The following is a 26,688-nucleotide window of genomic DNA, read 5'->3' as shown; positions in this document are numbered from 1 at the left end:
GAAGGGGCGGCTACCCGTGTGCAGGAAGCCGCCCCTCTCCGACTCTGGTCACGCTTGAGCGTTTCCAGCGGAAACGCTCAAGCTGTCAGGTCGACGAATCCGAGGTGCGTCATCACCTTTCGGTAGTCCACCGACGGCACGGAGTTCGGCAGGAGGATTGGCAGTGGGCATTCGTCTTCGTAGAGCTTTTTCGCGTCGGCCGAGTACCTGATGTAGGGCAGGAGGACGGAGCCGTACTTCGCCTCGGCAGCCTCGGTGGCTCGCCGTGCCGCTGCTTCCTTGTACGTCGACGTTGGCGTGCCGGTGAGCATCAGGTGGTTGAGGGTGGGGCGGCCAGGGACGGAGCGGCGGCCGCGGTTTTTGTCCCGGACGCGTTCCAGTTCGTCGACGAGCCGCGCGACGAGCTTGACGTCCTTGGGGTCGGCCTTGATGGAGGGGATCACGGAGTCGTCCTCGTCCAGCATGCGCAGGACGGAGTAGGGCATCTTTCCGTAGCTCGCCGGGAAGTCCAGGTAGAAGACTGTGTCGTCGCCCTGGTAGGAGCGCAGGATCTCCGCGAACCAGTCGTTGCGGTCCGCGTCTTCCGCGATGGCGGTGTCGGCGCCGGCCATGGCCGGGCTGCTGGGTACGACGCGGAGGTTCGGGATGACCGCGAAATCGTCGTCGTCGTAGCCGTCGCCGACGCGGAAGCGCGCGGGCAGGGCGACCTCGTCGAGTGTGGCTTCTCCGTAGAGGAGGTCGAGTGCGGTCTTCTTGCCCTTGAGGGCTGTCTCGTCGTAGCCGAGCACGAGCGAGGACGACATGTTGCTGTCGAGGTCGAAGACGACGCCGGGGTAGCCGCGCAGTGCGGCGGTGACCGCCATGGAGGTGGCGCTGGTGGACTTGGTGGATCCGCCGCATTCGATGATGTAAGCCCAGATGAGGGGCCAGTTGCGTCCCCGTGGGCGAAAGCGCGGGTCGATGGTGGCGCTGATGTTCATCGGGATCCTTCCGCGGCGGCCATTCCGAGTTCGCTCTTCTCCCACTCGGTCTGCGGTTCGTACTCGGCATGCTCCTGGAGAACCCGGAGGTGGGCACGCTCGCGACTCCCCCAGGACCGCCGACGGGCGATGGTGCGGAGTTCAGCAGCAGCCAGAGCCACCGCGAAGGCGGCCAGCCGCTGCGAGGCGGCATCGCCCGAGTCCTGCACGGCGGTGAAGTAGGACGCAGCGTCGGCGGCGTCCAGGCCGTGGCGTCCGGTTTCCTTCAGCCAGGTGTAAGCGCGCTGCTGAGCGGCGGACTGCTGCTGAGGGGCGAGGATCGCGGTGGCCAGCACGCCGAGCACGAGCTCGTGCGTCGCGGGATCGGCCAGATCCGTGGTCTCCAGCAGGAGCCGACAGGCGGCATCCCGTGAGGCGGCGGCCGCCCGGCGGTCGGCATCGGCCTTGTCGTTGGCGGGAGCAGGCTGCGGCTTCCGTTGGGCGGGCGGAGTGGGCTGGGCGGGCTTGGCGTTTCCCTTGGAAACGACTTCGGTTTCGGCCGAGTTCCGCTTCGCGGAGCCGTTTCCATTGGAAACGGTGTTCTCGGGGACGGGATCGGCCGGCTGAAGCTGTCGGGCGACGACCTGCGCATGGGCCTCTGCGGGCCGTACGCCGTTGCGTACGAGGCCGAGGTACGCCCTCTGATCGCTGTCGCTCAGCTTCTGTGCCTTCTCAGCAGCGCTGACCTTGAGTGTGCCGTCCTTGAGGGCCTGCTGCATTTCAGGGGCCAGCTCGAGCAGCTTGGCCCGCTTCCAGACCGTGCCCTTCGAGATCGCGCCCTCAGCGGTCTCGCCGACCTTCTCCGCGATCTGCTCGTAGGAGAGCCCCTCAGCACGCAGGCCTCGATAGTGCTCGGCTTCTTCGAGAGGATCGAGCTGGGCGCGGCGCAGGTTCTCGATCAGGGTGATGAGGCGTGCTTCGTTGACCTTGTCGTCGCACAGCACACTGGGGATGGTGTCCCACCCCAGCTCCTGCAGGGCGAGCCAGCGGTGCTCCCCGAACAGGATCACATTGGGCGCAGTGATCTGATCCTTGGTCTCCGGGTAAGCCGCGATCCAGGTCTCCGCCCGGATGTGGGCGATGTTCTGCAGGAGCCCGACCTCCCGGATGGTCGCGGCCAGTTCGGGCACCCCCTTCTTCTTCCGTTTGTTGAAGGGATTGGGGCACAGAGCCCCCAGCGCCACATCCAGAGTGTCCCCGTCTCGGTCCGTGTCGGTGTACAGGACCTCTTCAGGGGCCACGACGGGTGCGGACTTGGTGCTCTTGCGCTTGGGACGCGGGAGCGTGCCTGCCATTGGATCTCCAGAACTGCAGTCGGTACGAGGTGAGACTAGCCGTTTCCACTGGAAACGCCGCTCTCGGCCTCGCCCGTGAAACGCCATGGAGCGACGTGTTTCGGGCCATCGGGACGCCGAGGGGCACCTTCGACGAGCCGTTTCCACTGGAAACGGCGGCTCGCCTGACCGTTGGGCGGACCTCAACGTATCCATTCAGCACCGACTCCGTCAGCACCCGTTCGGCGTCGGGTACAGGGCGCCGAACCGTGCAGTCAGCACGTGAAGGTCATGGAGCAGAGCACTGCCCCGAGTACCCCGGGAGTACGATCGCGCGAGGCGGCTACAGCGGCAGGCGCCCGCCGGTTCCTGGTCCGTTCCGACGATTGTTCGTACCGCCTGACCGACGTAACGCGCCCGACTGCGCATGTTAAACGAAGATTACCGGCGGCCGTCTGCATCGTCTGCGGAGCTGTCACGCCTCAACACAGACTCTTGAGCAGTATGCCAGGCGACGACAGCAACGCAAGGGTGCCAGCGTTTCCGATGGAAACGCTGGCACCCTGCCCCTGCAAAGCTTGGTCGACGGTAGCTCAGCGCCTTCTGCGGTCGTTCACAATACGTGGTACGAGCAGCGCCGTGATGACGGCGATGACGATCAGCGCGACGGCGAGAGCAGTCCACTTCCCGACACCGAAGATGGCCAGCAGCAGTCCCAGAAGAGCACAGGCGATGAGCAACGCGAGGATGCTGGCCTTGCGATTCCAGTTCATGTGTCTCCTGCCTGTTCTGAGGTCATTTCAGCCAGGATTTGATGGCTTGTCCTGTGGCATACCCGATGCCTATGGCGCCGCCAGCGACGCCTCCGACTACTGCCCCCGGACCGGCTCCGGGAATGCAACCGGCCGCCGCTGTGGCTGCGCATCCAGCGACGGCGCCTACACCCGTGCCACCTCCGCTGAAAAGGCCCACGTCTCCGAACCAGTCCTTGATGCTGTAGAGCCCGACCGGGTCTATGCGGTTGACGGGGTCGCCTTCGGCGTAGAGGTAAGGGTTTCGCTCCTGGCCGGAGGGATCGGGCTGGGTGAAGCGGCCGACGCTGGGGTCGTAGTAGCGGGCGCCGAGGTGGTACAGGCCGGTGGGATCCTGGTAGCCGCCGGCGAAGCGGTAGGGCTGGGAGACCTGTTCGGTGTTGGCGGCGCGGGCCACGCCACGGGGGCTGTAGCCGTAGCTGTTGACCTTCGCGCCGCTCTCGTCGGCGAGGCCGACGACGGAGCCGAGGGCGTCGGTGAGGTAGTAGTAGGACGCTCCCCCACGGTTCATGGAGTTCAGTGTGCCCCGCGGTTCACGGACGAATCCGGTGTCAGTGCCGCCGGTGGTCTGTCCGGCCAGCCCTAGAGGGCCGTTGTGGAAGACGGTATCGCCGAGGCGGGTGCGCTCGCTGTTGTCCGTGGAGCCGTACGCGGCGTCGTAGGCGGTGCCGCCGGTGGTGATGGAGGCGAGCTGGGAGAAGTCGGTCCAGCGTTCGTCGGTGCGGGTGGCCTCGGCGTTGCTCTCGTTGCCGGCGTCGTCGTAGGTCCAGGGCTTGGGGTGGGCGCTACGAGCGGTGATCTGGGAAGCGTCGTTGATGGTGAAGGTGGTGCTGCCGGGGCACTGGTGGGCGGCGCCGAGGGAGGTGAGGTTGCCGGCCTGGTCGTAGCAGTACTGCCAGGCGCCGGTGGAGGCGCCGTTCCTTGTCTCGTTGGTGTAGGAGGTGCGGCCGGCGCTGTCGTAGGTGTAGGTGGTGTGGGTGCCGTCGACCTTGTTGGTCAGGGTGCGGGTTTTGGTGCCGTCACTCTTGTTGTCGGTGCCGTACCGGTAGGTGTAGGTGAGGTCGGTCAGGGTGCCCTTGGGGGAGGTGGCGGTGATGTGTTCGGGGCGGCTGGACTTGTCGGGGGCGACCTTCTGGACGGTGCCGCCGGGGTAGGTGGTCTTGGTGCGGAAGCCGTTGTTGTCGTAGTCGTAGCGGGTGGTCTTGCCCGTGGGGTCGGTGAGGGTGTCGAGGCGGTTGGCCTTGTCCCAGGTGTAGACGGTCTTGCCGGCGGGGTCGCTGTAGGTCTCGACGTTGCCGGCCGCGTCGTAGGCAAGGACGGTCTGGGACTTGTCCTGCAGGGTGCGGATCGTCTCGCGGCTGAGCGCGTCGAACTGATAGGTCACGGTGCCGGTGGCGTCGGTGCGCTCGCGCAGGTTGCCGTCACCGTCGTAGCGGTAGGTGACCTTGGTGGTGGGGCTGGTGACTTCGGTGATGCGGTCGCGGTCGTCGTAGGTGTAGGTGGTCTCGATGCCGCGGCCGTCGGTGACGGTCCTGGGGCGGCCGAGCGGGTCGTAGGTGTAGGTAGTGGGTTTGATCTGGGCGGGCGGAGTGACCTTGTCCAGGTTGCCCTTGGCGTCATAGTGGAAGGCGGTCTTGGTGGTGGCCTTGTTGCGGCCGTCGTTGACGCTGCAGCGCTGGCCCTCGAACCCGCCGCAGGTGGGGGTGGCCTTGTTGTGGGTGAAGTACTGGTGGCCGCCGCCGGTTCCGGTCACCGCGATGCTTTCCGGGTTGCCGTTGGTGTCGTACTTGTAGGTGCTCTTCTCGCCGTCCGCGGTGGTCAGCGTGCCGGGCAGGTCGGCGCCGGCGACGGTCTGGTAACCCGCGAGGGTGGAGGTGGCGCCGGTGGGGAGCTTGAGCGAGGTGGGGTTGTTGCGGGTGTCCCAGCCGTAGGTGGTGACGTTGCCTGGGGTGGTGCCGCTGCCCATCGCGTCGGTCGCGGTCTGTGTCAGGTGGTTCTTGTACGTCGTGGAGCGGGACTTGTCGTACGGGTCGGTGACCTTGGTGACCTCGCCGTCGGCGTTGTGCGTGTACACCGTCTCGTGGCCGCGCGGGTCGGTGACGGTGGTGGTGCCTGCGGCGGTGGCCGAGTCCTCGTTGGAGTAGGTGTACAGGTGGGTCGGGGCGTTCTCGCCGTTGCCGCCGTGTTCGAGGAAGCGGCGCATGGAGGTGACGCGGCCCAGGTCGTCGTAGGTGAAGACGGTGGCCCGGGACTCCGCCGTGGTGATCTTCTCCAGGCGGTCGCTGCCGTCGTAGCCGAAGGTGGTGGTGTTGTGTTCGGCGTCGGTCGTGCGAAGCAGGTGGCCCTTGCCGTCGAGTTCGTAGGCGACCGTGCGGCCCGCGGTGTCGGTGGCCTTCCAGTGCGTCGCGTCCGTCTTGACCAGGTCGATGACCCGGCCGGAGCGGGTCTCGGTCACCTTCAGGCCCGTGGCGGAGCCGTCGTCGGCCTGGTGGCGGTCGACGGTCATGGCGCCGTGGTTGCGGTCAGTGACCTTGGTCAGGGAGCCGTGGGCGTCGTAGGTCTCCTTCGTCCCGGACTTGCGGTCGGTCAGGGTGAAGGAGCCGTCCGCGTTCTTGACCAGGTCGCGGGAGTAGCCGCTCGGGGTGGTGAAGGTGCCGTCGGCGTTCTTGGCGAAACGGACGGTGGCGCCGGTGGCGTCGTACCAGATCACTTCGCCTGTGTAGAAGGTGTCCAGCCACCGCTCGTAGCCCTGCCACCACGGAGTGGAGACCATCCCGTAGGGGCCGGGCAGCGAGTTGTACGTCCGTGTCAGCTGCAGTTTCTGGCCCACTCCGGCGATGTCGAAGTCGGTGGCGGCCAGCATCAGGTTGCCGGTGGAGTAGTCGATCCGGCCCACCAGCGCATCGGTGATGCGGAAGTCGTCGATCTGATGCCAGGGCACCTCGCCCTGCCCCTCGGGCACGAACGAGGCCACGTCGGCCGCTGGCCGCACCGTGCGGGCCCCGGGAGCGCTGCGGCCGGTGAGACGTTCCTGCTGCCTCTGCCCCCAGGCCCGCCGCTCCTCAGGCGGGGCGGCCTGGGCGCGGGAGGCCGGGGGACGGTTCACCCCTGGCTTGACCGCAGGCATCGCCGCCCGCCCGTGGTCCCCCCAAGCCGACCCCTCAGCCTGAGGCCGGGGCGGTGCTGCCAGCGCCGGCAGCACTCCGGCCGCCAGGACGGCGGCGGTGGCGGCGGCGGTCACGGTCAGTCGGGCCTGTCTGCGGGCACGCCGAAGCGGCGTGCCCGCGGCACGTAAGTGCGTCATCTTCCCCCCACGGAAGAAAAGCTGCGGTAGCCCCGCTGGCCACCGGGATCGCACAAGCTGTCACAGGTGTCTCACAGGAATCGACCGTTCCTCCGAACACCCGCACGGAGCGAGCCAGTTCAAGCCGCCTTTCGCACCGGCGCGTCCAGGTCGTTTATGCCATCGGCATGGAACGCACAGGGCACAGACGACAGGTCCTTGCGGGACGACGGCTAGAACATCACTGCGGACGCTCAGCTTCCAACCTGCTGGTCACCCCTCAGAGGGTGGGAGTGGGAGACAAGGAGTCGGGACCGGTTGGCCGTACGGTCGGTGGTCGTCCAACCGTGTGCGCGCAACAAGTCGGCATACGCGGCGACGAGCAGGTGTTCCTCGGCAGCAACGGGACCGCATGAGTGCCCACCTCGGCCAGAGGAGCCATCCTCACCTGCCCAAACGCGGCCTTGTCACCGGGACGGGTGTTGCCCGGGCGGCCGAACTTGTTCTCATTGGCTGCCGTGTCGGCCGCATCCGAGCAGGTCTCGTTCACCGCAACCAGCCGCAGCCCGCGCCAGAAAACCCCCGGCGCCGTCTCCGAGCCGAGCGGCCGGGCCGGGCCGGGCGGGGATCGGCTCCCGTTCAGGCGGGCCAGCGCCGCGGCCGTGCGCGGGAGGCCGGGATCAGCCGACCACCCGCGCACGACGCTTCAGGCGCCTACGCGTCTACGCGCCCAGCCGGTGGAAGTCGCGGTTGTGGTAGACGAGTCCGTCACTGCCGCCGTCGCCTCGTACGTGGATTTCTTCGACACCGATGAAGAGGACGCTGTGGGAACCCATCGGCGTGTGCTGACGCAGTACGCCAGTCATCGTCACCGGCGCGTCGCGCAGCACGGGTACCGGTGCGGTCGGCGTCCAGATGTCCCAGGTGAAGCGGTCCTCCATCGCCGCCTTCGTGGCTCCGGAGAAGTGCCGCGCCAGCTGCGCCTGGTCTCCGCCGAGGACGTTCAGCGCGACCCGGCCGTTGCGGACGAAGACATCGTGCATGGCGCTGTTCCGGTTGACGCACGCCAGGACCGTCGGCGGGGTGTCCGTGACCGAGCAGACGGCGCTCAGTGTGATCCCGCAGCGGCCGCCCGGCCCGTCGGTCGTCAGGATGCTGACCGCCGCCGCCACACGCGCCATGGCGTCCCGGAACTCGGCTTGGCCCGCTGTGCTCGTCGTCATCTTCGATTTCCGCTCCTGTCCTGCTCGTTGGTGTTCCGGCACGTCGGGTTCCGCAACCGGTTGGTGTGCCGCTTGTTCGACGCGCGGCGTCGTCTGGGTCATCGGCGCCAGATGTGTCAGGCGGATCGGACGTGTCAGATGTTCGTGGCGATGGGCTCGTCGATTCCGATCAGCGCACGCCCGTACGCCTCGCGCGCCAGCTGCGTGTTGAGGAAGCCGTGTCGGCTCGCCGTCTCCAGGTCGCGCCAGGCCCGCTGGAGCGGATTGGCCTGAGCGAAACCGCTCGCGCCGTGGATGTCGAGCAGCCGGGCCATCGCCTGGCGGCAGGCCTCCACCGCCGTGGTGACGTCCATACGGGCGCGGGCCCGCTCCACCAGGCTCATCGCGGTGCCCGACGCGACCGCGGCGTCGATCGCGTCGGCCGCACGCCGTGTGTGCAGCCGGGCCGTGTCCAGGTGCTGGGTCGCCTCGGCCAGCCAGAGCTGCGTCACCACCGCCTCCGGGGCGGACGGGTACCGGCTGTAGACGACCTTCTTCTTCGCCGCCAGCGTCTCGTGGACCAGGTCCAGCGCCCCGTGCGCGGCACCGAGCAGCGGGCCCGCCATCATGACCGATCCGCCGATCCCGCTCAGAATCGTCTGCTGCGCGGTCCTTTCGCCCGTGGGGGTCATGACCCGGTCGGCCGGGACGAAGACATCCGAGGCCACAATGGTGTGGCTGCCGCTGCCCCCCATGCCGGCGACCCACCAGTCCTCGTCGATGGTCAGGTCACTCATCGGAACGGTGAGGCCATGAACGCTCCGGCCGCCGTCCGGGGCGGTGCCCGTGGCCAGCACCAGTGCCCATCGGCTGTGTGCGCAGCCCGAGGCGTACCCCCACCGGCCGGTCAGCCGGACCCCGCCGTCGACCGGCTCCGCCTCGCCGGCGGTGGGATTCAGCGAACCGCACAGCCATGCGTCCGGGCCCGCACCGTAGAGGGCGGAGTTGATGGCGGGGCTCTTCGGGGAGACCGCTATCTGTCCGCTGACTCCCACCACCCAGGCGGAGGAGGCGCATCCGCGCCCCAGTTCGGCCGCCACCGCGGTGAGGGTGGCGATGCCGTGGCCGTAGCCGCCGTACTCGACCGGCACGCACAGCCGCGCGAGCCCCGCCTCGGTGATCGCGGCGAGGCTCGCCTCGCTCAGGCTCCGCCGTTCCTCGGTCTCGGCGGCGTGCTTCCTGAGCAGCGGTACGAGCGCGGCGGCGCGTTCCACCAGCTCCTCGCGTGTGGGGACCGTGCCGTACGTGTGGTGGGTAGCAGTCGTCATCGTCATGCTCGCTTCCTCGTGTCCGGGCCGGGGCGCGCCCCGGTGAAGCGAGTCAAGCTGAGCGGCGCGGTGCCTTGCTTGTGACCGCGACCAGAGATCAGTGCGGTCTTTGTGATGGCGCTCAGAGCTCAGCCCGGCCTTCGTGACGGTGAGCAGACATCAGTCCGGTTGCGGTGCCGGCGGTCCGAACACCTCGACGAAGGTGAGGGCCGCGTGCACGGCCAGCCGGTCCTCCTTCACCGAGCGCCGGCGCAGCTGCTCGGCCTTCTTGACCCGGTAGAGCACGGTGTTCTTGGCGATGTGCAGCCGCTCGGCGACAGCGGAGACGGCACGGTCCTCATCGAGATAGGCCCTCAGTGTGGTCCGTAGCTCCGCCATCGCCGGGTCGTCGGCCGCGAGCGGTCCCAGGACCCGGGTGACGAACTGTCCGGCCGCGTCCGGACGAGCGTTCAGGAGGATCGGCAGCTCCAGTCGCGCGTAGTCGTATAGGGGCCCAGGGGACTGCCCCGCCCTTCCGGCCTGTTCGGCCGCCAGTGCCTGTTGGTGGGAGCGGCGAAAGCCCGCGAGAGCTGTCCCCGGGCGGCCCAGTGCGATCCGCAGATGAGGCGAAAGGCGCCAGTTGCGGGATGAGGAATTCTTGTCGGAGCCCGGCTCGGGCAGCCCGCCGACCCGGCCGCCCCATGCCCACAGCTTGGCCGTGCCGGTCGGTACGAGCAGGATGGAGGAGCATCCGGCGGATTTCAGCAGCCGTGTCGCGGCCTCGGCGAGATCGTCGGCTCCGTCGGCCGGGTTGGCGTCGTCGGCCGAATCGGCGTCGGACCAGGCGATGAGTGCCAGGTGGTGCACGGTCAGGTCGTAGGACAGCCGGGACACGGCGCGGTCCCGGCCCACGTCTTTGCCCGCGAGGATGTCCCGCACCATTTCCTGCCGGGCCGCTGCGGCGCCGGCGAGCCAGCGGTCCCGCACGACCGTGAACTCCTGCGCCATCAGGGCGCTGAGCGCGGCCATCCCCTCGAACAGGTCCGCGGACATCTGCCGCATGCTCTCGGCCTGGCTCTCCGCGGGCAGTTCGGCTCGGCACCAGTCGAAGAGCCGCCCGAGGAAGTCCGCGTGGAAGAGTTGGACGCCCTGCAGTCCCACGTCCACCGACACCCCCCTCGGCACGGCCTCCTTGACCAGAACGGACAGCTCACCGCGCAGGGCGGTGGGCAGGGTGTGGTCGCCCGTCAGGGCGACGACGGCCGACAACGCCAGGGCCTCGTAGAAGCGTTGCGGGCGGAAGTGGATGTAACGGACGTCGGAGAGGCCGCCGTTGTTCCGTCGGGCGGTCATGGCCCGGCCTGCCTCTACGGCCCAGCCCGCCGCGGCCCGGCCGGCCCGGGCTACCGCCTCGGCGACCAGCAGGGGGTCGGAGACGGCCGAGCCGATCACCGTCTCGTCCTCGGGCCGCAGCCTCCCCAGCCACGCACTCTCCGGCCCCGGGCACCCCGCCGTGCTCATGAGGCACCACGTCGGCGCCCGAAACACCCGACGCCCATCTGCTCCCCGCTCTCCGTGTCCACGTAAGCCGCCCCGCCCTCCGGCGCTTTACGGTACTGCGGTCCGAGGGTTGTCCGCCTCCAGGCTCAGAGCCGGCGCCGACGACAAGCGGGCCGACGCCGGCTCTCCACCGACAGGGCTGATGGCCATCTCGCCGTGGACGGGTAGCCGACAGCGAGCAAGTCGGCGACGCATGGGCTGCAGCGGGCCGCGTCCACCCGACCCATCTCGGTCTATGCGGAGAACCCCTTGGTGGCGGGGCCCCGGCGGTAGGTCCGGGTCCGGGTCCGGTCCGGTCCGGGTAGAGCTTGTGCCAGCTGGTGTGGCGACCGGGCTCGGTGGGCTGAAGCCAGCCCGTGCCGGGTTCCTTCGCGATGCCCTCACGTTCCACGGGCGTGACGGCGGCTTCGACCGGCCCCTCCGCAGTGGGCTGCTGGTGTCGACGGCAGAGTCCGTCCTACGGGGTGTCCGGTTGCTCAACAACTGCATGCTGTGGTTGCAGGAGATTTGTGTCCGCCATCGTGGTGCGCTGATGCCGCGAACCTCAGCCCCAGAACGGATGGTGCGACGGGGGAGAGCCGTCCTGTGACGTGCGGAGGCAGCGGAGCCGTACGGCCCCCGGGGCCGTACGGCGGAACCGGCCACCGGCGCTCAGTGTGCCTTTTGTTGCTGGTTCGTCATGGCCTGTACCACCCGAGACTCCGCGGCGCTGGTGCTGTCCACTGTCGGCACGGTGTCCTGCGACGTGCACGCGAAGCGGCCTCAGCCATGTCCGTGCTTCACCCGCAGCGTGGCACGGACATCAGATAGGGGAGAGCAGCGTTTTTGCAGGTCACAGGCTTACAGGTGGGCCTTTTATGTCTCCGCAGGGGAGACATTGGCCGCTTCGGATGTCCCTTCTGAGGAGACATGACGAGGCCAGAAGGTCAGGGGAGCCGACGTCTCAGGCCCGGAAAAGGTCGGAAATCCTGACGTTCCGCGGTGGAGGCGTCGCGCGGCCGACGCTGGGGCTGTTCTGTCCCTTCCTTAGAGGAGGTCTCGGGCCGGGCGGTGTCACCACGGGGGTGACACACGACGCGCCAGAAGTCAGCAATCCCGACCCGGAGGTCAGAAGGACTGACCTTCTGCTACGTTGCTTCATGTCCCGGATCTTGAAATATGGAGAACGTCCGTGTCCGAGCCGCAGAGCCGCCGTCGCGCCTCTCAGCGTGCGCACGTCCCCGCTCAGGATGATCCGGACGACCCGCTGCAGGCCTTCGGGTCCCGGCTGCGGGCCATCAAGGATCTGGACGAGGTAGCCCGCAGGTACCCCGACCGGGAGCTGTCCCTCGGCCGCAGACGACAGAAGCTGGAGTTCTACTCCAGCCCCGAGCGTCCCAATGCGTTCGCGATGGCCAGCCTGGAGTTCCTGCTCGTCATCGCCCAGTACTACCGCGAGGCCCTGCCCCTGCGGCTGATCCTGCTGCTGATCGCCGGGCAGCGGGCCGGCGGCCAGATCCCGATGACGCAGGACGACATGGCCGCGATCCTGGACGTGCCCCGGCAGAAGGTGAACCCGGCGCTGCAGGAGATCATGCAGCACGGCATCGTGCTGCGGCGGCGGCCCGGTGTGTACCAGTTCAACCCGCCCTACTCCTACGTTGCGGCCGAGCTCATTCGTGGCGCCGAGGGGCAGACCGAGTATGTTCAGGTGGATCAGCAGGATGCTTTGAAGGAACTGCGGGCGGGGAGTCTGCCGGAACTGGTGCGCTACCCGTCCCTGCAGCACATGCGTGAGGCCATCGATGAGCTGCGGAAGGAACGGGCTGCCAAGCGCCGGGCACGGCGCAAGCAGTTCGAGACCCTGGGGGAGAAGGAGCCGGAACAGTGAGCAAAGGACTGCTGTTCGCGCCGGTCAACGCCGAAGGCATCGTTGCCGCTTTGGACCTGCCGGGTACCGCCTACCGCGTCCTGTGCGTCCTGAGATCACGCAGTGAGGCCGGCGGCCGGGTGGAAATGGGGCAGAACCAGATCGCGGCCCTGCTGCGGCTGAGCCGCCCCAGCGTCACCTCCGCACTGCGTGAGCTGATACTCGCCCGGCTGGTCACCAAGCAGCGCAACGGCGTCTACCGGATCAACGCCATGCTCGCCGGCTACGAGTCCTTCTCCGACGCCCAGCGCGCCATCGATGAGATGGACATCGCTGACCGCCTGGACGAGCCGACCTTCGTGGCCCGCTACCACCAGGCCGTGGAGGACTACCGCGAAAAGCTCGCCCTGGACCGGCGCAAGAAGCTCCGCGTCGCATGATGTGCTGACGCCAGTACGGACGACAGTCGTCACGCGGCGGCCCCGCCTGGTACTGGCCCCAGCGCTGAACGTGGTGGTATTGCGGGGTGCCCCTGTCTCTTGGTCAAGGTGGCGGGTCAGGATGGCGGCATGACCAACTGGTTCCGCACCTACTACGCGGACGAAGATCTGTGGCAGTACCTCGAGGCCGACGACGAGGGCTGGGCAGCGCGTCAGGTTGAGGTCCGGGGGGCAGGACTCGTGTCCGGTGACAGCGGCCTCTTTGGCCGAGGTGCTGCACCTGCGTGATCATGCCGAGCTCGCAGCGATGGGCCGCTATGAACGGCAGTACGGGGTTCTCGCCGAGGGCCGCATGGAGAGCTGGCAGGACGAGCCGAGGGTGGCCGAGATCTCCGCGGAGGAGTTCGAGCGGCTGTGGGCTGAGGCGCGGCAGGCTCTCGGTGGTTCAGCCTGATCTGACGGGTTGGGGTTCGTAGAAGGTTCCGTCACGGAGCATCGCGAAGAGGACGTCGGCCCGGCGTCTGGCGAGGCAGAGCAGGGCCTGGGTGCGGTGCTTGCCCTGGGCGATGTGAGGTCGGTTCGGTGCGCCCTGCCAGCAGTACTGCTGGTGGGTTTCCCCGAACCGCCTCCCGAGCACCGGGCTCTTTACAAGTCCTCTTTGACAGCCTCGGGGCCCTATCCCTTGGTGGGCCAGGGCGAGGGAATCACCGCTCCCCGGTATCGGTAGCGCGTCATGCGTACCTCGGCCGGGTCAAACAGGGTGATCCTCCGTGGTTGGCCACCATCTGCCGTTGCAATAGCGGCGGCGGAGATCCTTCCAGGGGATCCGGCGGTGTTTGCGCCTGATCCAGCGAATCGCCTGGTGCGTTCAGGGACTGCTCAGTGGCAGCGGCTGCTCGATGGAGAAAGCGCCAGCTGGTTACTGTCGCCGGTCAGCAGCGAAGCGGCCCGCCTGTGTCGGCGGGCCGCTTCGTGACGCTGCTCGTGCGGCGCTGGCGGTCAGCGGGTGGTGTCCTGCATGCGCAGTTCGGCCAGGGCGATGCCGACGCTGGCGCAGGAGCCGGAGCAGAAGGTGCGCGGCGGCAGGGTGGAGCCCTGGACGTGGATACGGACCCAGCCGCGGCGCTGGACGGTGCGTCCGGCGACTTCCTGGCCGCAGCCTTCGGTGGGGCACTGTCCGGGTGCCACGATGTGACGTCCCGGGCGGGTGCCGGTGGTACTGGTGACGTACTGGCCGCCGGCCCACTGCTTCTGTTCCTGGCTGCGCTGTTGGGCCGGTTTACGGGCGCGCTGTGCCTCGCGGACGGCGGCCAGGCAGCCGCAGGCTTCGGTGGCGGGGACCTTGCGGTAGGTGTGCTGCCGGTAGCCGCGCAGGCTGCCGTGTTCGATGCCTTCTTCTTGTCCGATGACGCTCACTGCTCGGCCTCCTGAGGGGCGGGGGAGTGGGGGCGGACGACGAGGCAGTCGCCGTCGCGGGTGATGTGGGTGTGGGCGCCGTCCCCGGCCTGGTCGGCGCGCTGCTGTCCGGCACGCTTCACATCGGGATTCGCGGACACCGTCTCCAGGACCCTGGCCGGGCGGCCATCGCCCTCGCGGCAGGCGGGCAGCCGTGTCATACGAGGCGCGGCCCTCATGAGGTGGACTCCTCGTCGCGGGCCCAGTACCACTGATCGAGCTGGTAGGCGGCGAGCGCGCACAGCAGAATGCGGTGCCGCCGGCCAAATGTGTCTTCGGCCGTCAGCTGGTCACCGTCCCGGCCGATGATGATCAGCAGGGGTGCCGCGCTGTCGGTGACCTCGTGGCGCAGGACCCAGACCTGGCCGGGGTCGGCGAGGACGAACGGGGCGTGGGCGAGGACGCCTTCGCACACGAGCCGATAAGCAACCGGTTCCGGCAGCAGGTCGTCGCGGATGAACGCACGGACTCGGACGTTGACGAACCGCGCGGCGTGCTCGGACCCGACCAGACGGTCGAGATGCACGGGGGTGGGCATGGTGGATACTCCTAGTCAGCGGGACGGCGCTGGTTTGCTGCCTGGGGCCGTTCCGGGGTGGAAGGGCCGGCGGCTGCCGGCCCGCCGCACCGCCCTGGCACACGGGGTGCCGGGGCGGCACGGTCGAACCGCAGCCCCGGGCCAAGGTCAGGACGGCGGGATGCTGCGGACAGCGCCGGTGTGCTCGGGGCACAGGTCCTGGCCGGTACGGGTGCGCCGCCAGCCGCGGGTTGAGGTAGCGGCGCAGCTGGGGTAGGCGACATCGTCGTCACTGGTGGTGCCGACCCCAGCGACGTAGAGGCCCCGATGGGTGACGAAGCCGTCGTTGGCCGCGTCCTCGCCGGGCGTCCAGAGCCATTCGACGCAGTACCTCGTGCCGTCGTCACTCTCGCTGGTCTCGATCTCGTACAGGGCCGGGGCGGTCACGCGCTCACTCCCGCGATGGCGGCGTTCAGGAGCGCCACGGCGTCGGCCTCGTGCGGATCGGCGAACAGCTGGTGGTCTCTGACGTTCGGACGGTGCGTACCGCGCGGAGATGCGAAACCCGGGCACCGCGGTGGTCTCCCGGCCCTCCAGCGTGGCGGTGAGCCGGTCGAAGTCCTGCTGGGCGTGCCGGGTCTGGGTGTACGGGCCGAGGTGCAGCAAGGTGAAGGCGTCGAGGCTGTCGTCGCGTCGGCGGACCTCGACGTAGAGGGCGTAGTGCGCGAGGTCCATCCCGACGTCGTCGGGCAGGGGCAAGCCTGCCGCGGCATGGGTGAGCATCGCGTAGGCCTGCTGCCAGAAGCCGAGGGTCTCGGACATCTCGCAGCGCAGCCAACCGTGGTCGGTGTAGCGGAGCTGGCGGTCGAGGAGGTGGGCCGCGGCGTAGGGAGCGTCGGGGTGAACCAGCGCGACGGAGATCAGGTCGGGGCCGTGGTCGTCGCCGGGCCGGGTGTGGGCGCGTTCCACGAACGGCCCGACGCCGACGCGCCCGGCGACGTCCTGGGCGCCGCCGGGCGTCCAGGGCTGCGGGTTGCGCACGGCCGCGAGCACGGCGCGGGCTGCGTCGACGATGGCTTGGTCGGCGGGATAGAGGGCGCAGTGGCGGAAGGAGCGCTTCACCGTACGGGCTCCTTCTTCTGCGCAGGGGCGGTGGGGTGGGTCCAAGGCAGGGCGAGGCCGTCGCCGATGGCGCGGGGGATCAGGTGCTGGTGGTGGTGGAAGACGGTCTGCGAGGCGACCGCTCCGGCGTTGCAGATCGTGTTGCAGCCACCGCCGTCCGCGCTCGGCGCGATGCCAAGTTCGTGGGCGAGTTCGGCGGTGCGCTGCATGGTGATGCCGGCCACGACCGGGTCGGTGGTGAAGTCCCGGACGTGGCCGCGGGGGATGACGAGGATGTGGCCGGGGGTGCAGCCGCCGCGGTGCGGCACGATCGCGACGGTGTCGGACCAGGCGCGGATGAGGGTGGCTTCGGCGCCGTGGTGGATGACCGCGCAGAACTGGCAGCCGGGCTGCGGGGATTTGCGTGGGACCGGGGGCCGGTTGATGTGGTGGTGGGCGACTGCGGCCCGTACGCCGTGGAGGTGCAGGCGCCGGCCGACGGCGTCAGCGACGGCAGGGGCGCGGTGGCGGCCGTACCAGCAGTTCACCAGGAGCTGGACGGGACGGTCCCCGGTGTTGGTGAGCAGTGCGGTCAGTTCGTGGACGGCGTCGTCGACGATGCGGGCGGCGCCGGGCGTGGCCAGGACGTACATGTTCATCTCAGCGTCCAGACCGGTCTGGCGAGTGACGGCGTCGGTGAGTGCTGGGTCGTCGGGCGGGTTGAGCAGGACGTCGGTGAGGTTGATGGTCAGGACGGCGGCGCGGTAGCGCGGCGGGGGCGGGTCCTGCCAGCGGGCGCCGAAGGAGTCGATGAACACGTCGTACGTCACGATGCGCCTCCGAAAAAACGGGAAGAGAACAAAGCCAGGGCGGCCGGGCATGGTCGGCGGCGCCCCGATGACGCGGCCGGGCCCGTACGACGCGGAGTCGGACGGGCCCGGAGGGAGGTGGTGCTGTCAGGGGCTGCTCAGTGGCAGCGGCTGCTCGACCCGTGGTGGGAGTGCGGGTTCGGCTTGCCGACGCTGCCGCGCCCGTGGCCGCCGGAGCCGGGGCGTTGCTTTGCCGACAGGACGGCGGCCGGCGTGAGCGCGAGGTCGTCGCAGTGCCGGTCGCGGCGGTCGGTACAGGCAGCCGCGGCGGGGACGAGGAGTGCCAGGGTGACCAGCACGGGCACAGCGCGGGCCGGGAACGTCATGTCGAAGACCTTTCACGGAACGGGGTGCCGTGCCCGTGCGGTGGCGGACACGGCACAGGGGGCGGGCGGATCAGCGCGGGGCGGGGCTGTCGGCAATCACCAGGAACTGGTCGCTGTGCAGGTCCATGACGACCCGGGCGGGCTCGCCTTGGGCCTGCTGCTGGGCGGCGTAGTCGTCGGCGGGCCATGAGCCGTAGGGGCCGGCGGCGGGGAAGCGCTTGAGGACGGTGCGTGTGGGCTGGTCGGACATCAGGTCGCCTCCTGGTCGGGAATGGGGAGTTGGAGTGCGGGGTGCGCTGTGCGGGGCGCGGGCGGCCGGGGCGGAGCCGGAGGCTCGATGCGTTCGAGGTCGGCGTCGGTGAGGAAGCCGAGCTGCCCGGCGGCGGCCGCGCGGGCGGCGAGGGTGATCGAGCGGGTGATCTGGTGGTGGCCGTGATCGATGCGCAGATGGCACCGCTGGCAGGCGCCGAGGAGGTTCTCTTCTCGTACGTCCTCCGGCTGGTGGTTGAGGTGGGCGGTGGTCAGGACCACCGCGGAGCCGGTGTCCGGGTGGGCCTGGCCGTGGACGGCTGCGCAGCGGCCGCCGGGATGCGCCAGGCCGCACCGGCCTGTGCACTCGCAGCGGCCGCCGGCCCGCTCGAAGCGGATCCGCGCGCTGATCTGGGGCCAGTCGCGTGGATAGCGGTGGATGTTTTCGGGCCGGATCGGCACGGTGCCTCCGGCTATTCGCCGTCGGCGGCCTGGCGCTGCTCGAACGCTTCGAGCAGGTCGCCGACGGCGCCGGGGGTGTCCGCGCAGCCGACCCAGACGCCGGCCTCGGTCCACACCGGGACCTGGGCGGTGTCGGCGTCGGAGTAGCAGACGTACGGGCCGCAGTGCTCCAGCACCGCGGTGAAGGCCCCGGCGACGTCGGCGAGAACGGGCGCGGTCGCGAGGACCTCGAGGGCGGTGACGGCCAGCACCATCGGCTCGTCCGGTGTGCGGGGCAGCCGCAGATGACCGGTGACGCGCAGCTTGTCGCCGGGGACGAGGTCGTGCAGGACGGCGGCTGCCATCACCGAGTCGGTGACAGCGCACGGCAGGGTCGCCTCGTCCGTCCGCTCGTCCGTGGGGGAGACGGTCAGCCGGAAGCGAACCGTCGATCCGTGCAGGTCGCCGGGCACGGTCTCTTCCTCCAGGAAGCCGTCCAGGACTATCGCCTCGCTCATGCTTCAGCCCGCCTTCCGAGCCGGAGCCTGGTGAGCGGCGTCGTACGCCGCCAGCACCGCCTTGGGCACCATGCCCTTGTCGGCGACAACGTGGCCGTTCGCACGCGCCCAGGTGCGGATGGCGGCGAGCTCCTGCGGGGTGCGCCCGCTGCCGAGTCCAGCCCGGATCGGCGTGGGCTCGGCCGCCGGGGCGGTGCTGGCCGGGCGGGGGCCGGCTTTCACCGCACGCAGCTGCTCCTGAGCTCGTTCCAGCTCGGCCTTGAGGCGGGCGACACGCTCTTCGGCCTTGCGCTGGGCGGTGTCGGCGGCGCGCCGGGCGGTCAGCTCGGCGAGGTCGCTGCGGATTCGGGCGGCCTTGTTGCGGATGCCGGCCATCGGGTGGGCCTCAGCCCAGGCGAGCAGCTGCTCTACCAGATCGTCAGCCTCGGCCGTCTCAGTCGTCTCGGGCGGCGGGGTGCTGCCGGTGCGGGTCTGCTCGTCGGCGTCGCGCATCACCTCGGTCTTGGCTTCCTGGGCGTTGACGAGGGTCGTGACCTCGTCTTCGGACAGGCCGGTCGCCGCGGTGATCTCAGCGGCGCTGGCGTCGGCGTAGTACATGGACAGCGCCATCGCCTCGAACGTGGTGAAGGACTTCGGCGCCGGTGTCGGCTGGGACTGCGGCATGTCGGTGTCTCCTTCGCAGCGGGGGAGGAGGGGGCAGAGGGTGGTGAGGGTGGTGTCGTCGCCGGGCAGGCCGATGGCGTCCAGGAGGAGGACCAGGTCCTCCGTGCTGGTCGCGCGGCGGGCCACGGTGCGGGCCGCAGCGGCCTGCTGCTCGGCGCCGGGCGGAGCGAGGTCGAGGGATTCTGCGTCGAGGGCCTCGCGCATGTCGGTGAACATCGCTGGTCTCCTACGCGGCCGTCGTACGGGACGTGCGCGAGGCGCTGTCCAGCAGGTCGTAGTTGCGCCTGCGTTGGGCGTCGGTGAGCGGCGGCGCCTTCGGGTGGCGGTGCCACAGCGGGGAGGCGGGCGGCTCAGGGTAGGCGTCGACGTCGCGGTCGGTGCTGCTCATAGGGGCCTCCGAGGGGAGGGTCAGGCGTGGTCGTCGTCGCGCCGGCGGCTGGTCTGGAGGTCGGAGGCGAACCGGCCGAGGCGGGCCTCGACGGAATTCGCGGCGATCCAGTTCTCGGCGCACGCCTTGTGCACGGGCTCCCCGGAGTGGGAGCGCAGCGGCGTGGGCCTGTCGCACAGCACGCAGGGGCGGTCCTGCCAGCGGTCGAAGTGCTGGCTGTCGCGCCAGTCGAGAAGGCCGCCGGGAGCCGGGACCAGGCCCGGCTCGAACAACGGCTGCTTCTCCTTGTTTTTGCCTCGGGGACGGGTCACGGCCGGAAGCCGGGTGCCTGCTGGAAGACGCGCTCCAGCAGGTCGGATGACGGTTTCCAGGGCACGACCTGCCCGCGAGCGGGAACCGGCAGGGGCAGCTCCTGCACGTCGGCGAGCATCAGGTGCCAGGCACCGGGGTGCGCCCACGGTGAGCAGGGCGGCTGTTCTTTGGGGTCCTGGTGGCAGTCGGTGATCCGGGCGATGCCGATCACCGCGCCGGTGACCAGCTCGCGGCCGCGGACCGTGCGGGCGATCAGCGGGATGCGCAGCGCGGGCTGGTCGATGGTCTTGCTGGTGTGCAGCAGCACCCAGCCCGGCCGCCACCGCCTGGGCCGGTTTTCCACCATCTTGGCCCCGGCGAGAATGCACGCCGCGTACGGCTGGCGGATGCTGATGCCGCGGATCCAGTCGCCCTCCGGCAGCGGCAGCGGCGTACCGTTCATGCGGCGTGCTCCGGCCGTGCGGCGCCCCGCCGTCCGGCGCGGCGGCCGTTGACGGTCTCGGTGTAGGCGTCGGCCCGCGACGCGCAGTACGGGAACATCGCCTCGCCGTTCTTGACCTGGTACATGGCCGTGTCCGCGCCGCGCAGCAGGCGGCTGCACGGCTCGCCGGGCAGGTCCGCGGCGCGGGCGATGCCGACCGAAACCTCCATGCGCAGGGTCACCCGCTCGTACCGCAGGGGCTGCTGCAGCTGCTCGCGCAGCGCGGCCAGCTCCGCCAGGCCCGCGGCGAGCGGCAGGGCCGCGGCGAGCGCGAACTCGTCGCCGCCCAGCCGGGCCGCGAGTGCCCGGCGGCCCGTGGACCAGCGGGCCAGACGCCGGCCCAGAGCGCGGATGACGGCGTCCCCGGCGGTGTGCCCGAAGCGGTCGTTGACGGCCTTGAAGCCGTCACCGTCCAGCATCACCAGGTGCACGGTGTCCCGGCGTCCGGTGCGCAGAAGCCGATCGCCGTAGGCGAGCAGCTCCTGCCGACCGGGCAGCCCGGTTAGCTGACACTTGCGGGCCGCGGCCAGACGCCGGTGCAGCGCCACGGCGTGCAGGGACCAGCCGGCCACCGGCACGGCCGCCGTCGTCACCAGGAGGGCGTGCTGCCCGAAACGGGGCCGCGCACGCAGGATGGAGTCCATACTGGGGTCCTCCCTCTCGTCTCGTACGGGATGGGTTGGGCCCGGGACAGGCGGTCGGTTTCCACGCCTGGACGCCTGTCCCGGGGCAGAGCTACATTTCGAGGTCGCTGACGCGGGCCCAGCTGTACGGGTTGTTCCAGCGGCCGGCGGTCGCCGCTGTCCAGTCGGGCTCCCAGCCGGGCCGGTAGCCGCGGGCTGTCCAGCCGTCCGGCCGCCCGCGCGGGATCTCACCTCCGGTCTGCTGTGCGGCGCGGGCCGCGTCGTAGACCTCGTGCGCGATCCGCACGGCGGCGCTGCGGCTGTCGGCGGGGCCGGTGAAGACGTGCACACCGCGCAGGTCCGGCTGGCCGGTGCTGCGTATGGGGACGTCGACCTCGAAGTAGGGCAGCATGCCGTCCATCTCCCTTCGTGGTTGAGGGGCCACCGCGACCGCCCTGTCCCCGGCGGCCGGGGACAGGGCGGCACGGAACGCGCTCAACGCACGGTCAGCGGGTCGCCTCTATGGCGTCGCGCAGACGGATTCGCGCCCGTGCCAGAAGCGCAGACTGCTCGTCTCCGGAGCTGGTCAGCGCGTCCGTGAGGCAGGATGCGGCGGCGTCGAGGTCCTCACAGGCCTCCTGCAGGTAGCCGACGCTCGCGCCGCTCAGGACATCGCGGGCCGCCTCGACCAGGTCGATGAAGCCGGTCGCGGTAAGGGGCTGCGGTGCTTCCTGCGAGATGAGCGCGGCGAGGTCGGCCCTGAAGCAGTCGCTGAGCGCGGTGAAGGTGGTGATGTCGGTCCTGGCCGTGGCAGACCACTGGGTCACGGCATCCGCGAGGATCGCAGCGTGGTCGAATGCCAAGTCGGGAAGGCCGTCGAGGGGCCACCAGCGGGCGTCCACGGCGTCGTCTGCCGCGGTCGGCGGGACCGGCGAGGGCAGGGTGGCCGTGTAGGCAACCGTGACGTACCGGCCGCGGGGATCGCGGCCCGGGGCGTCGTAGGCACCCACCTGCCACAGATCGCCGGCCGGGACCGCCACGCCGGTCTCCTCCTCCAGCTCGCGGACGGCAGCGGCCCGGCTGGTCTCTGCCTTGTGCACGTCCACATGGCCGCCCTTAGGAACAGTTCGCTTGTCTCAGGGCGGCTGCTGTCTCAGTGGATCCGTTGTAGAGATGTCCAACGCGTCCGCCGAACGACAACCGCTGGTGTCTCACACTGATCGAGAAATTTTGCCTAGCTGTGACCCCGTGATCCGTGGGTTCCGTCGGATCAGCACCGTCTGAGTGCTGTCAGTCGGTGTCGTGCGATTCAGGTGCCCCGTTTGCCGACGCGTGGCCGCCATGTAGGAGGCCAAGCCGGTTTTGCCGGGGCTTGTGCGCTGCCTTCTTCTTCAGTTCGATGGTTTCGCGATAGAGGTTCGCGGTCACCGTAGCGAGGGCATCGAGTTTGTCCTGTAGTTCGCCGGCCTTCTTGTTGGCCTTGCGGAGCTTGGTCTTCAGCTCGGCGATCGTCTCATCGCGGCGGATCTCTCCCGGCGTGCGCAGGACGGGGTGGGCTACTTGGGTGTCCCATTCCGCCAGGATGTCCTGGGCTCGGTGGACGGTGGCATGGCTGACCTGCGCCTCGCGGGCCAGGTTCTCCTTCGTCAACGCGCCATTGCTGTGTCGGGGTTCTCCGGCCAGAAGCCGGGCCATGGCTTCGCGTAGCTTGGCGGCGGTAGCCGCGGACACCGGCATCAGGCGTTCTCCTTGAGTCGGTCGATCTGTTGGGTGGCGGAGTGGACCTCCGCGAGTCTGGCCAACGCCTGCTCGCGCAGGGGCTTGGAGAGCTTCTTCTTCAAGAACTCCACCAGGTCGGCCTCCTCCATCCGCCAGATTCGTTCGTGCGACAGCGTCAGGACGGAGTTGCGGCACCGTGAGGGCTGGCACGCTCCCAGCAGTGGTGCTTGGCCGCGCTGGGCGGGTGGGAGCTGGTTCTGGCACTCTGCGGTGGGTGCGTTCCACATGCAGTGGTTGACCGTGCCCAGGTGGAGGTCCGCGAACTCGTCCCGCAGCAGGGTGATCTCCAGCCGCTCGTCAGCGATCTGGGCTCGCAGTGTCGGGAGCTGGGTGATGGCGGTGTTGACCTTGTCCAGTCCGGCATGGAAGCGCGCGGCACCCGGGCCCACCGCGACGGTCCCTCCGCTGCGGCGGGTCTTGAGGAGCCCTACGAGCTTGCGGGCGGCCGCGGTCTGCAGGTCGGTGTCGAACTCCTTCGCCCACTTGGCATCGATCTGGCCATATGCCCCGGACAAGCGGTTCGCGAGAGCGCGTCGCGCCGCGTGTTTGAGCTGGATGCCCACGGCGATCTCACCGTCCGGCTGCTGGCTGGCGATGATTGACATGGTTCTGCGGAACATGTGGGGGCGGACACGCCCGCTCGGTATCTCCTCCAGGCCGGTGAGGTGCCGGTTGGCGTTCACCTGCGCGATGAAGAGGTCGATGTCGGCAGCCGCCTTGATACCGACGCGTCCCGCGCCCAATGCCGTGAAGAGATGGGTGTCATGCCAGGACAGGCGTTCGGCCACCGCGAGCGCCTGCGCGACCGGCTCGATGATCCACCAGTTCTCTCTCGGCGTCGAGGAGTCTCCCTTCACCTTGCGGGAGCCGATCGCCGGGGCACCGTAGTGCTGGGTGAGTGCGCCGCGCTGGATCTCTTGAATCTCCGAGTCGCGCATGGCGCTCAACGCGGCGACGAAGATGTAGCAGGCTGCCCTGAGCATGTGAAGCTCCAGGACCAGCTTCCTTTCGTAGGCCACCACTTGGTGAGTACCTGCCGCCAGGACGTGCAGTACGGCCTCGCGCCGAAGCTGGCTGGCCTGGGTTGTGGTGTTGAACAGGCTCATCCGTCCAGGCGTTTTCAGCACGAGCCCCTCCAGCCTGGACCACACCGGCTCACCCGGACGGCCTGAGGCCGCTCCGTTCGCATGTACGGGTATGACGTTGGCCGGGTCGGCCAGCCACTCGTGGAGCGTGGCGTCCAGGGACTGCCGCGAGCGCTTGAGCGACACCTGCTTGGGGAAGTGCGACACCCTCCGCCTGACCTCCGGCGGATCGAGAGTTTCGACCCTGCCGGTTTCCTCGATCATCTGCAGGACCCTCGACCTGCGCATCGCACCCTGCTGGGTGCGGCCGGTCTCGAAGATCTTCTTGCTGGTGCCTTCCGTGATGCTCCGGCTGAGCAGAGCCCATATCGGGGCCCCCTTCGGCTGCCATCGGGAGTCGTGCGAGCTGAGGGGAACCAGGTTCGCGGGATCAGCGAGCCACTGCTGCAACTGCGAGTCGGCGCTGCCCGCTTTGAGACCACGCGGCGAGGGGGCCTGCATCGTCAACCGGTCCGTCTCACGGTCTCGCCGTTCCAGGATGTCTCCGGAGAATCGGTCGATGTAGGCCCAGGCCGCCCGCAGCAGCGGCCACCAGACCTCCGGTGGAATCGACGGCGTGGACAGGTTGTCGCTGGCCGCGAGCTTGGCCACCTCGCTGTCCGTCATCCCCGGCCAGGGGTCTTCCAGCACTCCGGTTCCCGTCAGAACTCCGGAGTACCGCACCAAGCGCCGCACTGCGCCGACCACACTGCGTACCGACTCAGGCTCGGTGCTCGAGGCACGATGGTCGATGTAACCCTGCCAGTCCTCGGTCGCCCACATCTGGAGGTCATCCGGCATGCCCTCCTTGACCGCCCAGGCGCCCAAGGCCGTCAGGCAGATGCACTCCTTGCGGACTGTGGCCGGGCTCCAGATCTTCCGGCCAGGGAAGATTCCCGCGTCCCTCAGCGCTCGGTGGTGAGGGTTGAGCATGCAGAACGCGACCTCCCGCGTCCGCAGGTTCCAGACGGGGTCGAGCGGGAAGTCGCACTTCCACTCATGCGGCTTCCGGTTCGCCGGGCGCCTGAGGCAGTCGCAGGGCCACTCGTCGACACGCCCGAACACCGGCCCCTCGACTCCGGGGAGCTGCCCGGACATGGCCGTGTAGACCGGCTCATCGTCGGCGAAGGTGCTCGATGCCAGCCGGCCAAGAGCGGCAACGGAAGTAGGTGCGGTCATCGGTCGTACTCCGTTCGCATGCCCAAAGACAGGTTGAGGCGGATGTCCTGTTCCTCAATCGCCCGACGGGCGGCGGGCAGGTGTTCCGCGCACTCCTCGAACACCTCGGCCAGGGCCCTTGCCTGACGCCCCCAGACCGCTTCCCAGACCATGGGTGGCTGGGTCAGGCGCATCTGCTCGATGTGGTCGGACAGCAGCAGTTGCTGCGGCAGCTGGGAAACGAACACGACGGCGTTGCTGCAGATCATGCACATCGCCGGAGCGACATGGCAGAGCTTGCCCGGGCTGCTGTGCGGGGAGTCCAGGGGGTCCTTGCAGTTGCTCACGCCCATGTCCAGTTCGCCGGCGCTCAGCGAGGCTCCCAGCTCGGTGCTCACGCCCAGCGCCTGGGCGACCTCGGGCTCGCCCAAGCGGGGCTGCGCTTGGGGGGTGACCAGGACCGGCTTGGCCGCAAGCCGGTCGAAGACGAGCTGCTGGGCGCGGTTCATCGCCGCCCCGGCCAGGACATGGGCGGTGGTGCCGTGGGCGTAGTGTCCCTGGAAGACCTGAATGCTGTGGTCGTCGCCGGCCATGTCGGACAAGGTGCCGCCCAGGGCGACAACCCGCGTGGTCTTCGCGGTTTTGCGCAGACGGCGTGCTTCATGCGGCTCGGAGATGTCCAGGACGGCCGCCCCGGACGCGTCGCGGTGTGACGCGATCCAGTGTGTGAAACGCCGCCCCGGATCAACAAACCGGGCAAAGCGGGCGTCCATGGTGCTGCGATTCTCGGCGGATTCCACTGCGGTGAACAGCCAGGGCTCGCCGCCGAACACCTCGCGTGTCAGCGCGGTGGCATTCACCAGACGCCGCAGCAGCCCGGCGACGTCCCACTCGCCGCGGCCCTCGTAGGCGAGTGCTCCAGGTCCCTCGCCCTCCTCCAAGGGCCGGTCGGTGATGTGGTAGTCGGCGCGGATCCGCTCAGCGCGGTTCTTGACCTGGACGACGCGCACTCCCTGGGCGCTGAATTCGAGGTCCGGGACCTGTAGCGCGGCCAGTTCATCGGTGGTGCAGTCGAGCATCGCGAGCAGCAGCAGCACCCGGAACGGGTGCAGGTCCAACTCCTGCGGAAACAGCAGTCCGTTCGCGGCCCGCATCAGGCCGTAGCGGCCGGCGAAGGCGCCCCTGCTGGACGGGCGCGCGTCGCGCAGTTCTTCAGGCCAGTCCTTGGCATGAGCCGGAAGGCCGGCTTGGAGATCGGCGGTGGTCAGCACGCGGTGGCGAGCGGCCCAGACCAGGTTCGGCAGTTCCCTCCAGCCGTGCTCGCGCGGATCCCGGCCGGCCGCCAAGAGCTCCCTGCCCCGGGCCAGCCGCTTCTCCAGGGCCCGGAGATCTTCCTGGGCCGCGCCCTTCAGGGCCAGGCGTTCAGCGTTGGAGAACTCGTCGAACGGTTTGCTGGTGGCCTTGCGGGCGCTGGCGGGAGCCGCCGCCCGCTTACGGAGCTTGCCCGGCACCTTCGCATCACGCTCAGCGCGGTGGTGGATCAGCACCAGCAGGGCCGTGGCGAACTGCCATGGCCGCCCCGCGTCCTGCGGAAACTGCGCCAGGAGATCGTTTTCCCAGGCGTAGATGACCTCGGTGAGGTCGATGCGGTCATCGTCCAGGCGGGCATCGGCCGGATCCAGGCCCGACGCGAACAGATACGGGCCTACGAACTTCGCGAACGCGCGAATCGCTCCCGAGTAGCCGTCGCTGTTCTTCAATGCCGCCTTGTGATGGTAGTCGAGCCAGGTGTCGGCCAGCTGTGCAGCCAGCACCGGACAGTCGTAGTCGCCCGGATCGATCCGGCTGGTGGCCAGCCGGCCCCGTTTCACCTGTGTCAGCTCCCGCACTCCGATGCGGTCGAGCGCGCGTGCGGTCGCGGGGCGCGGCGGAATGGCG

At 69.4% G+C, this 26,688-nt stretch carries 30 protein-coding genes and 1 pseudogene; 4 read left to right on the top strand and 27 right to left on the bottom strand.

Features of this window, described 5'->3' with window-relative positions; genetic code table 11:
• Positions 1–77: 77 nt before the first annotated feature.
• The 7 genes from ACZ4QV_RS35095 to ACZ4QV_RS35065 all read right to left on the bottom strand — a co-directional run bounded on the left by ACZ4QV_RS35095 (position 78) and on the right by ACZ4QV_RS35065 (position 10,418).
• Positions 78–980 (bottom strand): ParA family protein, encoded by a 903-nt coding sequence (locus tag ACZ4QV_RS35095; protein ID WP_030019303.1) that lies wholly within the window; start codon positions 978–980, stop codon positions 78–80.
• A complete protein-coding gene (locus ACZ4QV_RS35090) occupies positions 977–2,314 on the bottom strand; it encodes a ParB/RepB/Spo0J family partition protein (RefSeq protein ID WP_467763963.1) in 1,338 nt (445 codons plus the stop codon). Before ACZ4QV_RS35090 ends, ACZ4QV_RS35095 begins: the two co-directional genes overlap by 4 nt.
• Positions 2,315–2,886: 572 nt before the next feature.
• On the bottom strand, positions 2,887–3,066 hold the full coding sequence (locus ACZ4QV_RS35085; protein ID WP_374084586.1) for a hypothetical protein: 180 nt from the start codon (positions 3,064–3,066) through the stop codon (positions 2,887–2,889).
• A gap of 22 nt (positions 3,067–3,088) precedes the next feature.
• Positions 3,089–6,232, bottom strand: coding sequence for an RHS repeat-associated core domain-containing protein (locus ACZ4QV_RS35080; protein WP_467763978.1), 3,144 nt, complete (start codon positions 6,230–6,232; stop codon positions 3,089–3,091).
• 878 nt (positions 6,233–7,110) lie between these two features.
• Positions 7,111–7,611 (bottom strand): flavin reductase, encoded by a 501-nt coding sequence (locus ACZ4QV_RS35075; protein ID WP_467763962.1) that lies wholly within the window; start codon positions 7,609–7,611, stop codon positions 7,111–7,113.
• Between the two features lie 134 nt (positions 7,612–7,745).
• Complete coding sequence (locus ACZ4QV_RS35070; RefSeq protein WP_467763961.1) at positions 7,746–8,924, bottom strand: acyl-CoA dehydrogenase family protein; 1,179 nt, start codon at positions 8,922–8,924, stop codon at positions 7,746–7,748.
• Positions 8,925–9,077: 153 nt separating this feature from the next.
• On the bottom strand, positions 9,078–10,418 hold the full coding sequence (locus ACZ4QV_RS35065; protein WP_467763960.1) for a PucR family transcriptional regulator: 1,341 nt from the start codon (positions 10,416–10,418) through the stop codon (positions 9,078–9,080).
• 1,210 nt (positions 10,419–11,628) lie between these two features.
• Here ACZ4QV_RS35065 and ACZ4QV_RS35060 point away from each other — a divergent pair.
• From ACZ4QV_RS35060 to ACZ4QV_RS35045, 4 genes are all read left to right on the top strand, one after another.
• A complete protein-coding gene (locus ACZ4QV_RS35060; RefSeq protein ID WP_467763959.1) occupies positions 11,629–12,327 on the top strand; it encodes a hypothetical protein in 699 nt (232 codons plus the stop codon).
• Positions 12,324–12,746: a MarR family transcriptional regulator gene (locus ACZ4QV_RS35055; protein WP_361615039.1), complete on the top strand. Its 423-nt coding sequence runs from the start codon at positions 12,324–12,326 to the stop codon at positions 12,744–12,746. Before ACZ4QV_RS35060 ends, ACZ4QV_RS35055 begins: the two co-directional genes overlap by 4 nt.
• A 129-nt stretch (positions 12,747–12,875) precedes the next feature.
• Complete coding sequence (locus ACZ4QV_RS35050) at positions 12,876–13,034, top strand: hypothetical protein (protein ID WP_467763958.1); 159 nt, start codon at positions 12,876–12,878, stop codon at positions 13,032–13,034.
• On the top strand, positions 12,994–13,200 hold the full coding sequence (locus ACZ4QV_RS35045) for a hypothetical protein (protein ID WP_467763957.1): 207 nt from the start codon (positions 12,994–12,996) through the stop codon (positions 13,198–13,200). The genes ACZ4QV_RS35050 and ACZ4QV_RS35045 overlap by 41 nt, the downstream gene beginning before the upstream one ends.
• Here the strand turns inward: ACZ4QV_RS35045 and ACZ4QV_RS35040 are convergent.
• From ACZ4QV_RS35040 to ACZ4QV_RS34945, 20 genes and pseudogenes are all read right to left on the bottom strand, one after another.
• A pseudogene (locus tag ACZ4QV_RS35040) lies at positions 13,192–13,314 on the bottom strand (IS110 family transposase); the annotation flags it as partial. The gene ACZ4QV_RS35045 and the pseudogene ACZ4QV_RS35040 overlap by 9 nt on opposite strands.
• A gap of 431 nt (positions 13,315–13,745) precedes the next feature.
• Positions 13,746–14,162, bottom strand: a complete 417-nt coding sequence (locus ACZ4QV_RS35035; protein WP_467763956.1) for a hypothetical protein — start codon at positions 14,160–14,162, stop codon at positions 13,746–13,748.
• Complete coding sequence (locus ACZ4QV_RS35030; protein ID WP_467763955.1) at positions 14,159–14,380, bottom strand: hypothetical protein; 222 nt, start codon at positions 14,378–14,380, stop codon at positions 14,159–14,161. Before ACZ4QV_RS35030 ends, ACZ4QV_RS35035 begins: the two co-directional genes overlap by 4 nt.
• Complete coding sequence (locus tag ACZ4QV_RS35025; RefSeq protein ID WP_467763954.1) at positions 14,377–14,739, bottom strand: hypothetical protein; 363 nt, start codon at positions 14,737–14,739, stop codon at positions 14,377–14,379. The genes ACZ4QV_RS35030 and ACZ4QV_RS35025 overlap by 4 nt, the downstream gene beginning before the upstream one ends.
• 147 nt (positions 14,740–14,886) lie before the next feature.
• The gene (locus tag ACZ4QV_RS35020; RefSeq protein ID WP_467763953.1) at positions 14,887–15,840 is read right to left on the bottom strand and encodes a hypothetical protein; all 954 of its coding nucleotides are present in this window, start codon (positions 15,838–15,840) and stop codon (positions 14,887–14,889) included.
• Complete coding sequence (locus tag ACZ4QV_RS35015; RefSeq protein WP_467763952.1) at positions 15,837–16,649, bottom strand: HIT family protein; 813 nt, start codon at positions 16,647–16,649, stop codon at positions 15,837–15,839. The genes ACZ4QV_RS35020 and ACZ4QV_RS35015 overlap by 4 nt, the downstream gene beginning before the upstream one ends.
• 137 nt (positions 16,650–16,786) lie before the next feature.
• Entirely contained in the window at positions 16,787–17,014 is a 228-nt protein-coding gene (locus ACZ4QV_RS35010) for a hypothetical protein (RefSeq protein WP_467763951.1), read from the bottom strand.
• 70 nt (positions 17,015–17,084) lie between these two features.
• Complete coding sequence (locus tag ACZ4QV_RS35005) at positions 17,085–17,264, bottom strand: hypothetical protein (protein ID WP_361615019.1); 180 nt, start codon at positions 17,262–17,264, stop codon at positions 17,085–17,087.
• Entirely contained in the window at positions 17,264–17,725 is a 462-nt protein-coding gene (locus ACZ4QV_RS35000) for a hypothetical protein (protein WP_361615016.1), read from the bottom strand. The genes ACZ4QV_RS35005 and ACZ4QV_RS35000 overlap by 1 nt, the downstream gene beginning before the upstream one ends.
• 11 nt (positions 17,726–17,736) lie before the next feature.
• A complete protein-coding gene (locus ACZ4QV_RS34995; protein ID WP_467763950.1) occupies positions 17,737–18,222 on the bottom strand; it encodes a hypothetical protein in 486 nt (161 codons plus the stop codon).
• 3 nt (positions 18,223–18,225) lie between these two features.
• The gene (locus ACZ4QV_RS34990) at positions 18,226–19,101 is read right to left on the bottom strand and encodes an Lsr2 family DNA-binding protein (protein WP_467763949.1); all 876 of its coding nucleotides are present in this window, start codon (positions 19,099–19,101) and stop codon (positions 18,226–18,228) included.
• Between the two features lie 10 nt (positions 19,102–19,111).
• Positions 19,112–19,273 (bottom strand): hypothetical protein, encoded by a 162-nt coding sequence (locus ACZ4QV_RS34985; protein ID WP_467763948.1) that lies wholly within the window; start codon positions 19,271–19,273, stop codon positions 19,112–19,114.
• 20 nt (positions 19,274–19,293) lie between these two features.
• Entirely contained in the window at positions 19,294–19,584 is a 291-nt protein-coding gene (locus tag ACZ4QV_RS34980) for a hypothetical protein (protein ID WP_467763947.1), read from the bottom strand.
• Complete coding sequence (locus ACZ4QV_RS34975; protein ID WP_467763946.1) at positions 19,581–20,027, bottom strand: ASCH domain-containing protein; 447 nt, start codon at positions 20,025–20,027, stop codon at positions 19,581–19,583. The genes ACZ4QV_RS34980 and ACZ4QV_RS34975 overlap by 4 nt, the downstream gene beginning before the upstream one ends.
• Positions 20,024–20,710 (bottom strand): GGDEF domain-containing protein, encoded by a 687-nt coding sequence (locus ACZ4QV_RS34970; protein WP_467763945.1) that lies wholly within the window; start codon positions 20,708–20,710, stop codon positions 20,024–20,026. Before ACZ4QV_RS34970 ends, ACZ4QV_RS34975 begins: the two co-directional genes overlap by 4 nt.
• Positions 20,711–20,801: 91 nt before the next feature.
• Positions 20,802–21,101 (bottom strand): hypothetical protein, encoded by a 300-nt coding sequence (locus ACZ4QV_RS34965; protein WP_467763944.1) that lies wholly within the window; start codon positions 21,099–21,101, stop codon positions 20,802–20,804.
• A 94-nt stretch (positions 21,102–21,195) separates the two neighbouring features.
• A complete protein-coding gene (locus ACZ4QV_RS34960) occupies positions 21,196–21,795 on the bottom strand; it encodes an NUDIX domain-containing protein (RefSeq protein WP_467763943.1) in 600 nt (199 codons plus the stop codon).
• Positions 21,796–21,979: 184 nt separating this feature from the next.
• Positions 21,980–22,426, bottom strand: a complete 447-nt coding sequence (locus ACZ4QV_RS34955; RefSeq protein WP_467763942.1) for a hypothetical protein — start codon at positions 22,424–22,426, stop codon at positions 21,980–21,982.
• The gene (locus ACZ4QV_RS34950; protein ID WP_467763941.1) at positions 22,426–24,771 is read right to left on the bottom strand and encodes a hypothetical protein; all 2,346 of its coding nucleotides are present in this window, start codon (positions 24,769–24,771) and stop codon (positions 22,426–22,428) included. The genes ACZ4QV_RS34955 and ACZ4QV_RS34950 overlap by 1 nt, the downstream gene beginning before the upstream one ends.
• Positions 24,768–26,639 (bottom strand): hypothetical protein, encoded by a 1,872-nt coding sequence (locus ACZ4QV_RS34945; RefSeq protein ID WP_467763940.1) that lies wholly within the window; start codon positions 26,637–26,639, stop codon positions 24,768–24,770. The genes ACZ4QV_RS34950 and ACZ4QV_RS34945 overlap by 4 nt, the downstream gene beginning before the upstream one ends.
• Between the last annotated feature and the right edge of the window lie 49 nt (positions 26,640–26,688).

Source organism: Streptomyces sp. NPDC026394 (genome assembly GCF_055567735.1).
This window is presented reverse-complemented; position numbering and strand designations above follow the sequence as displayed.